The organism is Brevibacterium sp. LS14 (assembly GCF_012027885.1).
Lineage (GTDB): Bacteria > Actinomycetota > Actinomycetes > Actinomycetales > Brevibacteriaceae > Brevibacterium > Brevibacterium casei.
In genome coordinates this window covers 400,233-414,708 of the sequence record NZ_SJXG01000060.1, presented here as the reverse complement: position 1 = coordinate 414,708, position 14,476 = coordinate 400,233, and the positions used below count along the sequence as shown (strand labels likewise).

General features: G+C 68.5%; 14 protein-coding genes. 3 read left to right on the top strand and 11 right to left on the bottom strand.

Features of this window, described 5'->3' with window-relative positions; genetic code table 11:
* The first annotated feature begins 128 nt into the window (after positions 1-128).
* Positions 129-698: a maleylpyruvate isomerase family mycothiol-dependent enzyme gene (locus EZE58_RS16375; protein WP_101623760.1), complete on the top strand. Its 570-nt coding sequence runs from the start codon at positions 129-131 to the stop codon at positions 696-698.
* On the opposite strand, the gene EZE58_RS16370 is transcribed toward EZE58_RS16375, so the two are convergent.
* From EZE58_RS16370 to EZE58_RS16330, 9 genes are all read right to left on the bottom strand, one after another.
* Positions 699-2,045, bottom strand: coding sequence for an MFS transporter (locus EZE58_RS16370; protein WP_101623759.1), 1,347 nt, complete (start codon positions 2,043-2,045; stop codon positions 699-701). It lies immediately after the preceding gene.
* 674 nt (positions 2,046-2,719) lie between these two features.
* Positions 2,720-3,145: a transglycosylase family protein gene (locus EZE58_RS16365; RefSeq protein WP_275055912.1), complete on the bottom strand. Its 426-nt coding sequence runs from the start codon at positions 3,143-3,145 to the stop codon at positions 2,720-2,722.
* Between the two features lie 165 nt (positions 3,146-3,310).
* Entirely contained in the window at positions 3,311-4,069 is a 759-nt protein-coding gene (locus tag EZE58_RS17630) for a transglycosylase family protein (RefSeq protein ID WP_275055911.1), read from the bottom strand.
* A gap of 102 nt (positions 4,070-4,171) precedes the next feature.
* The gene (locus tag EZE58_RS16355; RefSeq protein WP_167560928.1) at positions 4,172-6,550 is read right to left on the bottom strand and encodes an excinuclease ABC subunit UvrA; all 2,379 of its coding nucleotides are present in this window, start codon (positions 6,548-6,550) and stop codon (positions 4,172-4,174) included.
* Positions 6,551-6,557: 7 nt separating this feature from the next.
* Positions 6,558-6,968 (bottom strand): VOC family protein, encoded by a 411-nt coding sequence (locus tag EZE58_RS16350; RefSeq protein ID WP_009375761.1) that lies wholly within the window; start codon positions 6,966-6,968, stop codon positions 6,558-6,560.
* Between the two features lie 25 nt (positions 6,969-6,993).
* Complete coding sequence (locus tag EZE58_RS16345; RefSeq protein WP_009375762.1) at positions 6,994-7,404, bottom strand: helix-turn-helix transcriptional regulator; 411 nt, start codon at positions 7,402-7,404, stop codon at positions 6,994-6,996.
* Positions 7,401-8,933: an amino acid permease gene (locus EZE58_RS16340; protein WP_009375763.1), complete on the bottom strand. Its 1,533-nt coding sequence runs from the start codon at positions 8,931-8,933 to the stop codon at positions 7,401-7,403. Before EZE58_RS16340 ends, EZE58_RS16345 begins: the two co-directional genes overlap by 4 nt.
* Before the next feature lie 8 nt (positions 8,934-8,941).
* Positions 8,942-10,303: an NAD(P)/FAD-dependent oxidoreductase gene (locus EZE58_RS16335; RefSeq protein ID WP_063250920.1), complete on the bottom strand. Its 1,362-nt coding sequence runs from the start codon at positions 10,301-10,303 to the stop codon at positions 8,942-8,944.
* A gap of 111 nt (positions 10,304-10,414) precedes the next feature.
* The gene (locus EZE58_RS16330) at positions 10,415-11,350 is read right to left on the bottom strand and encodes an SDR family oxidoreductase (RefSeq protein WP_167560926.1); all 936 of its coding nucleotides are present in this window, start codon (positions 11,348-11,350) and stop codon (positions 10,415-10,417) included.
* Positions 11,351-11,413: 63 nt separating this feature from the next.
* On the opposite strand from EZE58_RS16330, the gene EZE58_RS16325 reads away from it, so the two are divergent.
* Entirely contained in the window at positions 11,414-12,364 is a 951-nt protein-coding gene (locus EZE58_RS16325) for a WYL domain-containing protein (RefSeq protein WP_009375768.1), read from the top strand.
* A gap of 24 nt (positions 12,365-12,388) precedes the next feature.
* On the opposite strand, the gene EZE58_RS16320 is transcribed toward EZE58_RS16325, so the two are convergent.
* Entirely contained in the window at positions 12,389-13,153 is a 765-nt protein-coding gene (locus EZE58_RS16320; RefSeq protein ID WP_009375770.1) for a septal ring lytic transglycosylase RlpA family protein, read from the bottom strand.
* A 136-nt stretch (positions 13,154-13,289) separates the two neighbouring features.
* Entirely contained in the window at positions 13,290-13,631 is a 342-nt protein-coding gene (locus tag EZE58_RS16315; protein ID WP_009375772.1) for a hypothetical protein, read from the bottom strand.
* A 55-nt stretch (positions 13,632-13,686) separates the two neighbouring features.
* On the opposite strand from EZE58_RS16315, the gene EZE58_RS16310 reads away from it, so the two are divergent.
* On the top strand, positions 13,687-14,466 hold the full coding sequence (locus EZE58_RS16310) for a glycerophosphodiester phosphodiesterase family protein (protein WP_009375777.1): 780 nt from the start codon (positions 13,687-13,689) through the stop codon (positions 14,464-14,466).
* Positions 14,467-14,476 lie beyond the last annotated feature (10 nt).

Here is a 14,476-nt window from a genome sequence, read left to right as displayed (position 1 = left end):
TCACGCCGTCGTGAATGCCTTGTCAGAGCAACATAACCCGAATCCGGCAGGTCTCACAGTGTTCTCTCAGGATTTCCCACCTGATGAGAACCCGTGTCACCCGGTCGTGCCCGTGGGAGAATCGGGCCATGCCCGATCCCGTCATCGACGCCCAGCTCGATTGTGCCGAGCGGTGCTGGGTCACGGCCCTCGGTCGTCTCGGCGCCGAGGCGGTCGACCGTCCCAGCGGGTGCGCGGGGTGGACGAACCGGGACCTCGTCAACCACCTCGTCGGCGGGGGACTGCGCTACGCGATGCTCCTGCGGCAGGAGGATCCGGCAGCGGTCGAGGCGACGAGAGCCGAGGACCACCTCGGCGAGGATCCGCTCGTCGCGTTCTGGGAACGCGAACGGGATTTCCGGGCGAGTGCGGGGGAGTGCGACCTCGACCGCGATGTCGCCCACCGGATCGGACCGATCTCCGGCCATCAGCTCGTGCGGATGCGGATCCTCGAACTCACGCTTCACGCCGCCGACCTCTCGACGGGAACGGGTCATGCCTGGCCGATCGAGGAGTCGCTGGCCGAGTGGATCGAGTCCGGGCTCGGCGACCTCATCGTCTCGCTCGGCGCGACCGGCGGGTACGCTCCGCCTCGGGAGGCAAGCGCGTCCGTCACCGCTGCCGAGCGCGTGCTCCTGCTCTCCGGACGCACCCCCTGATCACGACGACCGGGCATTATCACCGCGGACGAGGACCTTGTCCCGTTCAGGATCGGCGAAGATCAGCGTGAGCAGCGCGCTGAGCGCGGCGGCGACGCCGAGGACCTGGAACGCGGTCGCGTAGCCGTCGCCGGGGCTCGCGGCGGCGTCGACGATGAGTCCGGTGACGTACGGGCCGATGAGACCGCCGATGGCCATGAGCGCGAGGAAGATGCCGAGGGTGCCCGCGGTCTGTTCGGGCGGGCAGATCTCGGAGACCGCGGCGTTGGAGAGCGGGAGGACGACGACCCCGACACCGTAGCCGATCGAGACGATCGCGACGGCCGCGGCCGGGTTCTCGATCGAGGGGAGGAGGAAGAGGATCCCGCCACCGACGATGACGAGCAGGGACGGTCCGACGATGCGGACGAACCGGGAGGACCACCCGCGGGCGAGGAGGAAGTCGGAGAGGAGGGTGCCGCCGATGAGGCTGATGAGGCCGACGACCGAGGGGATCGCGAGCATCGATCCGGCCTCGAGGCGACTGAAGCCGAGCCCGACCTCGAAGTAGGACGGCAGCCAGGTGAGGACGACCGTGACGAGGGCGTAGATGCTCGCGACGAGCGGCACCCCGGTGAGGAAGGTGCGAGTGAGCAGGATCCGTGCCCACGGCACCCTGGGCTCGTCGGTGCCGGAGTCCGACGACGTCTTCGTCGGACCGGTCGCCTTCGCGGGGCCGGTCGCCTTCGCGGGGATGTAGGGGCCGACCTCCCAGAGGCGCAGCCAGAAGACGCACCAGACGATGCCGATGACCGCCATGGTGATGAGCGCGCTGCGCCACCCGTAGGTCACCGAGAGGTAGGCGAGCAGGGGAGCGAGGACGATCTTCGCGACCGAGGCGGCGCTGGCGAGCAGGGCACCCGGGAAGCCGCGGCGCTCGGTGGGGTGCCACGAATACGCGGCGGTGTGGATGAGCGCAGAGCTCGGTCCTTCGGCGATTCCGAGGAGCATGCGGGAGACGACGAGCACGGCGAAGGTCGCCGAGACGACGAGGGGGAGCATGGCCGCGGCCCAGACGAGGGCGAGGACGAGGAGGACGGTGCGCAGCGACATCCAGCGGTTGAGCGCCCCGGCGAAGAACCCGCCGATCGTGAAGGCGAAGAAGAAGAGGCTGCCGACGAGTCCGATCTGCGCCGCGCTGATGCCGAGTTCGTCCTTGAGAGCCTGGGCGATGATGCCGAACGCGGCTTTGTCGCCGTAGTTGACGACGTAGAGGACGACGAGCAGGGCGGTGAGCGACCACGCCTTCCGGCGGGACTCGGATCCCGGATGTGTCGTCGTGGCAGGGGGAGTGGGCTGGAGGACCATGAGCTTCCTTGCGTCGTGGAATCATCCGACCAGCAGTGTGGCCGCGATCACACTCACCTTACTGATCGCACGTTCGAACAGTCAATGGATCCTGTGGGAAGTGAGACCGGAATCGGGGGACTGAGGCAGTCGTCGATCTCAGTACACGCGTAGTCATCCGTGGTCAGGGAGCCGCATCGTACACTGGTGCGCTGATACTCGAGGACGCAGGGGCGAGTGGCATGCAGTGCCATATTCTCGCGGGATGCGCGGACCGAGGGCGTCCGCGAACCGCTGATGGCAGATGAATTCTGGACGACGCGTGAACCACAGAGGGCACATGCACTGCAGACGGCGACGGACGTTCAGCGGCGCACGGCGGCGACTGACGGCCGAGGCTCGCCGAGGTGGCGACTGACTGACGCGTCGGCAGCTGATCTGCTGACGCGAGCTGCCCAGCCAGAGAACGAACTGCCGATGCGAGTCCGCCGACTCGAGGGGAGCCGGCCCAATCAGTGTAGTTAACATAATGTATATTATCGGCGCATTGTACAAGGTTGCGCGATACCGCGACAATGCCCGTCACTTCCGCGAGGACGACTGTGGCCGTGGACGGTGCGGCACCGCCCACGGCCACAGGGAGTTCTCTGCAGGTCGAGTTCACCGCAGTTGGCGATCTCGTCAGCGCGAACCGCTCAGTTCGTCACGCTGTATCCGCCGAGTCCGACTTCGCCGGAGTCTCCGCCGTCACCGTCGTCCGCGGCGCCGTTCTCCTTCGTCAGACCGGCCTTCTCACCGCAGGTCGGCCACGCGCCAGGACCCTGTTCGGCCAGCGTCTTCTGTGCGACGCTGATCTGCTCCTGCTTGCTCGCTTCGTGCGGCATTCCCTCACCGCCGAATGCCTTCCACGTCTGCAGGGAGAACTGCAGGCCGCCGTAGTAGCCGTTGCCGGTGTTGATGCTCCAGTCTCCGCCGGATTCGCATTCGGCGACGCGGTCCCAGACTCCTTCGGACTCGGCGGCCTGTGCCGGTGCGCCCATGCCGACGAGTCCGGCTGCGGCGATCACTCCGACGCCGGCCAGCAGTGCCGTTCTGCGCAGGTCAGTCGTGGCGAGTTTCACGATGTCATCTCCCGAGGTCGATTGCATTCGGTCCATCGGTCCGGCCGTTACCGAACCGTTATACAACCTAACGAAGATGTACGTTCATGTCCGCCGAGTGCGCGTGGGAATCGGCTCAGAGCTCGGTCACCGTGCCCTGAATGGTCGTGCTCCCCCGTCGACCGATCACTTGTTGAGATCGATGACGTGCCCGGTGAGACCCGTGTCGTTGGCGTTCGACGAGTTCTCGTCCGCACCGTCGTCGGTGCCGGCACCCTCGCTGCCCGGGGTCTCAGTCAGGGATTCGTCCTCGGTCGTCGAGTCGTCGTCCTTGGGGTCTTCGGGCTTCGAGTCATCGGCCGGCTCATCCGACTTGGGCTCCTCAGCCTTGGACTCGTCCTGCTTCGGCTCGCCGTTCGTCGAGTCCTCGTCCGTCTTCGGTTCGTCCGCCTTCGGCTCTTCGGTGGGCTCGTCGTTCTTGGGTTCCTCAGTCGGCTCGTCGTTCCTCGGTTCCTCAGTCGGCTCGTCCTTGGGTTCGTCCTTGGGTTCGTCCTTCTTGGGTTCGTCGGCCCGGCCGTCGTCGGCGGCGCCGTTCTCCTTCGTCAGACCGGCCTTCTTCCCGCACGTCGGCCACGCTCCGGGGCCCTGGACGGCGAGGGTCTTCTGCGCGATTCGGATCTGCTCCTCGCGGCTGGCCTCGTGCGGCATCCCCTCACCACCGAACGCCTTCCACGTCCGCAGGGAGAACTGCAGGCCGCCGTAGTAGCCGTTGCCGGTGTTGATGCTCCAGTCACCGCTCGATTCGCATGCGGCGACGCGATCCCAGACGCTCTTCGCCTCGTCAGCCTGCGAGGGCGCTCCCACGCCGAGGAGTCCGGCTGCGGCCAGTGCGGCGGCACCGACGAGCGCGGCGGTTCGGTGCAGATGAGTCGTGAGGAGTTTCACAGTGGTCGTCTCCGTTGTGAGGTGGACAGGGAAGAAGCCTCGGATGTCACCGAACCCCTGCTCACGGTAATCGACTCCCCCGACCGTGTCCATATCGGGCGTTCAGACGACGGCGCCCTCCCGCACGTATTCGCCGAGGTGGCGTGCCGTGAGCGTCGACCCGTCCGCGATGAGCTCGGCCGGGGTCCCCGCGAAGACGATGCGTCCGCCGTCGTGACCGGCACCGGGACCGAGGTCGATGAGGTGGTCCGCGTGCGCCATGACCGCCTGATGGTGCTCGATGACGATGACCGTGCGTCCGGAGTCGACGAGTCCGTCGAGGAGGCCGAGGAGGTTCTCGACGTCGGCCAGGTGCAGGCCCGTCGTCGGTTCGTCGAGGACGATGACCGAGGCGGCCTCGGCGGCCTTCGCCGACAGGTGGGTGGCGAGTTTGAGCCGCTGCCGCTCACCGCCGGAGAGCGTCGTCAGCGGCTGACCGAGTCTGAGGTAGCCGAGCCCCACATCGACGAGGGTGCGGGCGACCCGCGCCGCCGCGGGCACCTTCGACTCCCCCGCGGAGAAGAAGTCGACCGCCTCGGCTGCGGGCATGTCGAGGACCTCGCGGATGCTGCGGCCCCCGAACGTGTACTCGAGCACGGCGGCCTGGAAGCCCTTGCCCTCGCAGACATCGCACGGTGCGGACATCCCTGCCATGACCCCGAGGTCCGAGTAGATGATCCCCGTGCCGTTGCACACCGGGCACGCGCCTTCGGAGTTCGCGCTGAAGAGCGCGGGCTTGACGCCATTGGCCTTCGCGAAGGCCTTCCGGATCGGGTCGAGCATGCCCGTGTACGTCGCGGGATTCGACCGCCTCGACCCCTTGATCGGGGCCTGGTCGATGACGACGATGCCCTCGCGCCCGACGAGGGAGTCGTGGATGAGCGTGCTCTTGCCCGACCCGGCGACACCGGTGACGACGGTGAGGACGCCGAGTGGGATGTCGACGTCGATGTCGCGGAGGTTGTTGCCGTTCGCTCCCCTGATCTCGAGCGCACCCTCGCCGATGCGGGTCTCCTCCTTGAGGGAGGCCGTGAACCCGAGGTGCTCACCGGTGCGGGTCCCTGAGGCGCGCAGGTCCTCGACGGTGCCGGTGAAGCAGATCTCTCCCCCGGCGCTGCCCGCACCGGGACCGAGGTCGACGACGTGGTCGGCGATGCCGATCGTCTCCGGTTTGTGCTCGACGACGAGGACCGTGTTGCCCTTGTCCCGGAGCTGGAGGAGCAGCCGGTTCATCGACTCGATGTCGTGCGGGTGGAGGCCGATCGTCGGTTCGTCGAAGACATAGGTGACGTCGGTGAGCGCCGAACCGAGGTGGCGCACGAGTTTGATCCGCTGCGCCTCTCCCCCGGACAGCGACCCCGACGACCGCTCGAGGGAGAGGTAGCCCAGCCCGATGTCGACGAATGCCTGCACCGTCTCGCGCAGGGAGTCGAGGAGCGGGGCGACCGTGGGATCGTCGATCTCATCGAGCCAGGTGGGAAGGTCGGAGATCTCCATCGCGCACACCTCGGCGATCGACTTCCCCGCCAGCAGCGACGACCGTGCGGCGGCATTGAGCCGGGTCCCCTGGCATTCCGGGCAGACGGTGAAGACGACGGCCCGGTCGACGAACTCGCGGATGTGCTTCTGCATGCCGTCGCGGTCCTCGGAGAGGAACGAACGGTTGATCCGCGGGATGAGACCGTCATAGGTCATGTTCGTCCCGTTGATGACGATCTTCTCGCCCTCGAGGTGGAGCAGGGCATGGCGTTCGGACTCGGTGAACTCGCCCACCGGCTTGTCGGGGTCGAAGAGCCCCGACTCCGAGTAGAACCGCACCGACCACCCGCCGACCTTGAACCCGGGGATCGTGATCGCCCCGTCGTTGATCGACTTCGACTCGTCGACGATCTCACTGATGTCGATGTCGGTGGCCGTGCCCATGCCCTCGCAGTGCGGGCACATGCCGCCGTTGACGGTGAAGGTGCGCCGCTCGACCTCCTTCGTCTCCCCCTTCTCGATCGTCACCGCTCCCTTGCCGCTGATCGTCGCGACGTTGAACGAATACGCGTTCGGAGACCCGAGGTTCGGTTCGGCGAGGCGGGAGTAGAGGATCCGCAGCTTCGCGTTGATGTCGCTGACAGTGCCGACGGTCGAGCGCGGATTCGATCCGATCCGCTCCTGGTCGACGAGGATCGCCGTCGTCAGGCCCGAGAGGACGTCGACGTCGGGCCGGGCCATCGTCGGCATGAACCCTTGGACGAAGGCGCTGTAGGTCTCGTTGATCATCCGCTGGGACTCGGCGGCGATCGTGCCGAAGACGAGCGAGCTCTTGCCGGAGCCGGAGACCCCGGTGAAGACGGTGAGTCGGCGTTTGGGCACGTCGACGGAGACGTCCTTGAGGTTGTTCTCCCTCGCCCCGCGCACCTGGATGAGGTCGTGGCTGTCCGCTGGCTGAGTCATCGGCGCCTCACGCCCGCTGCTGGATGCGGATCATGTTCCCGGCGGGATCGCGCAGAGCGCAGTCGCGCAGTCCGTAGGGCTGGTCCATCGGCTCCTGCACGATATCGGCGCCCTTGGCCTCCACCTCGGCGAAGGCGGTGTCGACGTCGGGGCTGGCGAGGACGATCGCGGCATAGCTGCCCTTGGCCATGAGCGAGTCGATGGCCGCCCGTTCGGATTCGCTCACGGTGGGGTCGACGACGGCGGGGGTGAGCACGATCGACGTGTCGGGCTGGCCGGAGGGGCCGACGGTGATCCACCGCATCTGTCCCTCCCCCACATCGAGGCGGACGTCGAAGCCGAGGACGTCACGGTAGAAGGTCAGCGACGCCTCGGCGTCGACGTGCGGCAGGAAGCTGGCGTTGATCGAGATGTCCATGCCCTCATCCTAGATGCGGGGGTGCTCACGGGACTTCTCGATTCCTGACCGGTCGCAGCGCGGCCTTGACGACGATGCTCGGCAGCGCATGGGCGCCGTGGGCGGCAGCCGCCCGGTACTCGCGCGGGGAGACTCCGACGAGTTCGCGGAACCGGGTGCTGAAGGTGCCCAGGGAGGAGAAGCCGACGGCGAAGCAGATCTCGGTGATGCTCAGGTCACCGCGGTGGATGAGCGCCATCGCCCGCTCGATCCGCCTGGTCATGAGGTAGGAGTACGGGGGTTCGCCGAAGGCGGCGGCGAACCGGCGGCTGAGATGGCCGGCGGACATGTGGACGCCCGCGGCGAGGCCGGGGACGTCGAGGGGACGGTCGTACTCGCGGTCGATCCGGTCCCGGACCCGGCGCAGGGCCACGAGCTCGGGATCGGCACCGCTCACTCGGCGTGGAGTCCCTGCTTGAGGGTCTCCCCGCGGAAGAACGCCGGATGCCGGATCGCCTGGACGATCATGATGACGACGCCGAGGAGGAGCACCCCGATCCCGAGGACGAAGACGAGGCCGATGCCGAAGACCGACGACCCCGAGCCGTACGCGGGGTCGAGGGAGTCGATCGCGGTGCGGACGAAGATGACGAGCAGGGTGACCCCGCCGATGAGCGGGAAGAGGAAGCGGAAGAAGACCGTGCGCGCTGAGACGAAGAGGGACTTCCGGAAGTACCACGTGCACGCGAGTCCCGTGATCCCGTAGTAGAAGCAGACCATGAGGCCCAGCGCGGTGATCGTGTCCCACAGCGCGTTCTCCGACAGCAGCCGCATGACGACGTAGAAGATGATCGCGGCCGCCGCCGAGGTGATCGTCGCCACCGACGGGGACTTGAACCGCGGGGAGACGTTGCCGTAGCGCTTCGGCAGGGCCCCGTAGTGGCCCATCGCGAGGATCGTCCGCGAGGGTGAGACCATCGTCGACTGCAGTGAGGCGAGTGAGGACGAGAGCACGGCGATCGAGACGATGATGGCGAAGGGTCCCATGATCGGTCCGGCCAGGGCCGCGAAGATCGACTCCTGGTTCTCCGGGTTGCCCGCCCCGAGGCCCTCGGTGCCGACCCCGGCGTAGGAGATCACGGCGATCGTGCAGGCGAGGTAGATGATGACGATCGCGAAGATCGTGAGCATCGCCGCCCGTCCCGGGGTCTTCTCCGGGTCCTTCGCCTCTTCGTTCATCGTGATGACGGTGTCCCAACCCCAGAAGAGGAAGATCGAGAGCGACACGGCAGCCGCGATCGTCGAGAAGTCGCCTGCGGCCACGGGGTTGAACCAGTCGAGTTGAACGGGTGTCGGGTCGTAGGCGGTGCCGGTGGCGACGTGGACGAGCGCGGAGATGACGAACCAGCCGAGGGCGAGGACCTGGAAGGCGACCAGCCACACCTGGACCTTCTCCGTGGCTTCGACGCCGCGGTAGGAGATCCACGCGGCGACTGCGGTGAGCGCCACGGTGATGGGGATGTTGATCCACAGCACCCGTGTGAGGTCGGCGATCGCCGGGTCGGAGAAGATCTGGCTGAGCAGGATGAAGAGGAAGTCGACGCCGACGGCGGCGAGGTTGGACAGCACGAGGACGGTCGCGGCGATGAGGCCCCAGCCGCCCATCCATCCGAGCCACGGTCCGAAGGCCCGTGTGGCCCACGTGAAGGTCGTGCCCGAGTCGGGCATGGCCGTATTCAGCTCGCGGTAGCCGAAGACGACGAGGAGCATGGGGACGAAGCCGATGAGGAGGATCGCCGGGGTGTGGACGCCGACCTCCGAGATCGTCGGGCCGAGCCCGGAGGTCAGGGTGTATGCGGGGGCGATGCAGGCGATGCCGATGATCGCTCCGCCGATCGCGCCGACCTTTCCTGCTGAGAGCCCCTTCGCGCTCAGTCCGGAGTCGGTCTCGATGGGGCGGTCCGGTGCGGGTGTTGCCGAGGTCATTCGCTCATCTAATCAGATCGGTGCCCGGAGGAGAGAATCGTCTCAGCGGTGGTTCTGCCGATGCGCACCGCCCCGTCGACGTGCTGGTAGCCGCGGCCGGCGATGTCGGAGCTGGCGAACCGGATCGGTCCGACCGGGTCGTTCTGATACCGGCCCCACCGGTGGAGCCCGCCGAGGTCGTAGCTCGTCGCGTACGCCCCGCGCGTCCATTCCTCGGCGCCGAAGTCCGAGAGGTGGAAGACGATGGGGTCGAGGGCTTCGGGTCCGAGGAAGTCGGCGATCGCCTCGAGGATGGTGCGCTTGCGGTCCTCCTCGTCCAAGGCCCACATCGCGTCGGCGTTGACGTCGGAGATGAACCCGACGAGGGTGCCCTGCTCCTCCCCGTGGTTCGTGTTGTCGTAGACCTCCTGGACGAGATGCCCGACGCCGAAGCCGGTGCCCGAGAGTCCCGCATCGCGCCAGAAGGGCCGCGGGTAGGTCGCATGGACCTTGATGACCAGCCCCATCGACTGGTGCTGGTGGAAGACCTGCTGGAGGCGCGGCAGGTGGGGGACGTAGGTGATCCGCGAGTAGAGGTTCGGGGGCACGGCGACGATGACGTCGGTGCCCGCGAACTGCGCGTCGTCGGTGCTCACGACGACTGGGTCACCGGACCAGTCGATCGTGCGCACGGGGCTGTTCAGCCGCACCACCGTGTCCCCGAGGTCGGCGGCCATGAGTTCGGAGACCTGCTGCATGCCGCCGATGACGCGGCGGTCGAGGATGAAGTGGTCGTCGACGAGGTTGGAGAACGATCCCGCCGAGGCGGCCATGAGCACGGCCTGGAGCGTCGAGAACGCTGTGTCGGGTTTCGTGAGCATGCCTCCGGCGACGAACATGCCGATGTTCTCGCACGCGAGTTCGTCGGCCGACTGCTCGCGCAGCCAGTGGTGGAAGGAGATCGAGTCGAGCTCCTTCGCGTCCTCGGCATCCCAGGGACGCTCTGCCCCGATGCGCGCGGCGAGGTCGTCGAGGATGCCGATGAGGCGGTCCATCTCCGACTGCCTGCGCTCGGGGACGGGGAACGCGTCACCGGAGTAGACGGTGCGGGTGCCGTCGGGGGCGAGGAAGACCCGATCGCCGTCGCGGTGCCGGGGGAAGGTGCTCAGCCCGAGTTCGTCGACGAGGTCGAGGATCGCGGTCTGGTCGGGTGAGATCCACTGGCCGCCGATCTCGAACATCTGCCCGTCGATGCGGTCCGTCCAGGTCCTCCCTCCCACCCGGTCGCGGGCTTCGAGGACGACGACCGAGCGGCCGACTGCGGTGAGCGTCCTCGCGGCGGTCAGCCCTGTCGGTCCCGCTCCGACGATGACGACGTCGACTCTCTCCATGGCACTCCCCCGTGACCTTCGCTGCGGCACGCGCGTCTGCGCGCGTAGCACTCAGGGTAGCCACGGGCCGGTTCCTTGGGAAGGACCGTCTCGCCGACGCGGAACGCGCGCTCACCGGAACGCCAGCGGATCGGCGTCGGGGTCGGCGTCCTTGGCCTTGAGGAAGCCCCAGGCGTCGGGGCGGGAGCCGTCCAGGTCGGTGAGTCCGTAGGTCGTCGCGAGGTCGAAGCTCGACAGGGTCCGCCCGGTGAAGCGGTGCCGGTCAGGGTCGGCGGCCAGCGCGGCGATGCCCCTCCCGAGCATGTGCGGGGTCTCGGAGACGGCGAAGTCGGCAGGCGCTTCGCTCCGGTCCGGGTCGAGGGCGTCGGAAAGCCAGGTCTCCTCGGTCGTCGAGAAGCCCTCGAGCATCATCTCCGAGCGCAGCCATCCGGGGGTGAGCGCCACGGCCGTCGCCTCGGCGCCGGCGAGGTCGTGGGAGAGGCCGAAGGCGAGGCGGCTGATCGCCGTCTTCGTCACATCGAGCCACACCGACTCCCGATAGTGCGTCGCGTTGTACTCGCTCGTCCCGTCGGTGATCTCGACGTGGAGTCCGCCGGGTCGCGCGGTGAGCAGCGGCAGCAGCGCGCGGGCCGTCCTCAGATGGCTGATGAGTCCGGTCTCGACGAGTCGCATGCCCCTGACCGCGTCCGCGCGCCAGAACGGCTCACCCCAGGAGACGTAGGCCTCTCCCCCGATGTCGCCCACGAGGATGTCGAGGTGCTCGCTGCGCGCACCGATCCGCTCGGCCAGTTCCGCGACGTCGTCGGCGACGAGGTGGTCGCAGACGACGGCTTCCCCGTCGCCGCCCTCGGCCCGGACGAGCTCGAGCGTGCCCTCGATCGTCTCGGGGCGCCCGTAGTCCGAGGGTGCATCGGTGCTCGAGCGCCCCGTGCACCACACGAAGGCTCCGGCTGCGCCGAGTTCCCGGGCGATCGCCCGTCCCGCCCCGCGGGTGGCCCCGGCGACGACCGCGGTCCGTCCGCTCAGTGGTCTCGTCTCATCAGTCATGCGACCAGTCTGGACGCCTTTCCCTGACATCTTCTGTCAGCGACTGCGACTATTCTTGCCAAGGTGAAGGCTGCCCGACTCGTCTCCGAGATCGTCCTCCTCTCCGCCCGCTCGACGCCGCTGTCGGCACGCGAGCTCGCGCGCCGCCTCGAGGTCACCGAACGCACGATCTACCGGGACCTTCGGGAGCTCTCGGCGATGGGGGTGCCCGTCGTCGCCGAATCCGGCCCCGGCGGGGGCATCAGCCTGCTCGACGGCTGGACCTCCCCGCTGTCGGGTCTCACCCGCGCCGAACTCGAGTCCGTCCTCCTCGGGTCGCTCGCCGCAACCGACCTCGGCCTCTCCCGTGAGCTGGCGACGGCCCGGGCGAAGATCCTCGCAGCCGAGACCGGCGACGCGGACTTCTCTCGCACCGTCGTCGTCGACGGCCCCGACTGGTTCACCGAGAAGGAGGACCTTCGCGCCCTCGAGCCGCTCGTCACGGCGCTGCGCACCCGGCGTGGCGTGCGCATCGTCTACACCCGCTCCGGTGAGTCCGTCGTCCGGTGCCTCATCCCCCTCGGCCTCGCGGTCAAGGCCGGCCGCTGGTACCTCGTGGCCCAGCCGCCGGGCGGCTCGCCGCGGACGTATCGGGTCGCTCGGATCACCGACGTCGACCCCGTGTGGACGGCGGTGCGCGGGCCTGCGGACTTCGACCTCGGCGCGTTCTGGGAGAAGGCGAAGCGGGGCTTCGACCGGGCCATCCGCACGACTCCGGTCCGTCTCCGCCTCGCCGAGGCGGCCCTGCCCGATCTCCTCCGCGCCGTTCCCGGGCCGCTGACCGCAGAAGCGATCGCCTCGGCGCAACCGGTCGCCGACGGCGACGAGTGCGAGGTCGACATCCTCCTCGAATCCGCTGAGATCGCCGTCTCCCAGCTGCTCACGGTGCCCGGGGTCACGGTCGTCTCCCCGCCGGGGATACGCGACGAGGTCGCGAGCAGGGCTCGCGACCTCGTGCGGCGCAACGGGCGCTGAGGGGGCTCCGGGACGGGCCGGGGTTCAGAGGACGGTCCAGCTCCCCTGGATCTCGCCGGCGCTGATGCCGCCGACGGCCTGCATGGCGGCCTTCGAGAGGTCGATGCAGCGCGAGCCCGAGTAGGGTCCGCGATCGTTGATGCGCACGGTCACGGACTTGCCGTTGGCCGTGTTCGTCACCTTGACCTTCGTCCCCAGCGGAAGGCTCTTGTGGGCGGCGGTGAGCTTGCTCGCGTCGAAGGGTTCCCCGCTGGCGGTGGGGTTGCCGTCGGTGCCGTCGCCCCCGCCGTAGTAGGACATCGGGCACGATCCCGACTGGCCGCCGGACGAGCTGCCCGAGGCCTTGGCGCCGGATCCCCCGGATGCCTCCCCCCCGCTCTTCGCCTTCGATGACGTCGACGACGAGGACTCGGCCTTCGCGGGCGCGGTCTTGGGTGCCTGGGTCTTCACCTCGAGCGAGACCTTGCCCGGCTTCTCCTTCGCCTGTTCCTCGGCCTTCTGCAGGGCCTCATCGGCAGCGGGGGCGGCGGGAGCCTCGACGACGACGGGACTCTGCGCGACGACACGCGAGGAGTCCTGGGCGGCACCGGGAACCATGGCGAACGTCGAACCGACGACGGCGGCGGTCGCCGCTGCGGGGACGACGAACGCGGAGAGGACAGGGCGGGACCGGACCGCTGCCAGCACTCCCCCGGCCGACTCCGGGGTGTGGCGTCCGCTGCGCCGCTTCCGCGGCGCGAGTGCGGAGAGGAATGAGCCCTTCGTCGTCGGCGAGGAGTGTTTGCCCACTGTCCGTCCTTCGGGTGAATGCGGGCACCCAGACAGACGCTGACTGTGCCCGATGGTTATCGGATCGTTACCGAAGGACAGTCTAGTTAACGAACTGTTACATTTTCAACGCGGCGCGCGGCTGACCGCCGAACGATCACCCGCGGTCGCCGCGGCGCTGGGAGGCGCGGACGACGAGGCGGCGGACGCCGTTGGCACCGTTGGTCACGGTCTCCTGCGCCCTGTCGAAGGCGCGTTCGACCTTGCCGCTGCGCACTGCGTCATCGATCGCGTGGGACACGTTGCCGAGTGCCCTGTTCACTCCCGACTCGGTTGCCTCGATGAGGCGGGATCCCTTCGCGGCGTCGCGGACGTTGCGCACCCCGCTGCTCGCTGCGCCGTACGCGCGCTCGGCGACGGAACGGGCCCGCTGGGTCGGGGTGCGCTTGGTCGAATCGATGACGAAGTCGGGTTCGATGGGATCTTCTGCTCGGCTCATGCCTCCATCGTTGTCGACCCCGGGGCGGATTTCAACAGGCGCCTAGGATTGGGGTATGAATTCCCAGCCGGAGGTCATTGCGCATCGGGGCGGGCGCTGGCCGGAGACGAGCGAGAACACGCTGCCCGCCTTCGCGGCCTCGGCTCGGGCCGGTGTGCACTGGATGGAGACCGATGTCCACGCCTCGGCCGACGGCGTCCTCTTCGCCGCCCACGACGCAGACCTCGACCGGATCGCCGGAGTCCCGCATCTCATCCGGGACCTTCCCGCGTCGGAGGTCGACCGCATCGATCTTCTCCACGGGGGCCGACTCCCCCGCCTTAGCGACCTCCTTGACGCACTGCCGGACGTGGAGTGGAACATCGACGTCAAAGCTCCACACTCGATCGGCCCGATGGTCCGCTTCGTCCGGACCCGGCATGCCGAGGACCGGCTGCGCCTCGCCTCGTTCTCCGACGCGACCCTGACCCGGCTGCGGGAGGCGCTGCCGGGAGTGCGCACCTCGGCCGGGACGGGTGAGACCGCCCGCTTCGCCCTCGGGGCGCTGCCCTGTCTGCCCGCGCAGGGACTCCTCGGTCTGCCCCCGGGTCTCGACGCACTCCAGGTGCCGATGCGCTGGAAGGGTCTGCCCGTCGTCACCGAGGACTTCGTCGCCCGCGCCCACCGGGTCGGACTCGTCGTCCATGTCTGGACGATCGACGACCCTGCGGACATGCTCACGCTCGCCCGCCTCGGCGTCGATGGGATCGTCACCGACGAGGTGCTCCTCGCCCAGCGCACACTCGCCTCGGGGGTCGCCGACCCGGCGTCGGAGGGGAATAGCCGGAGACGGTAGACTGTTGCCT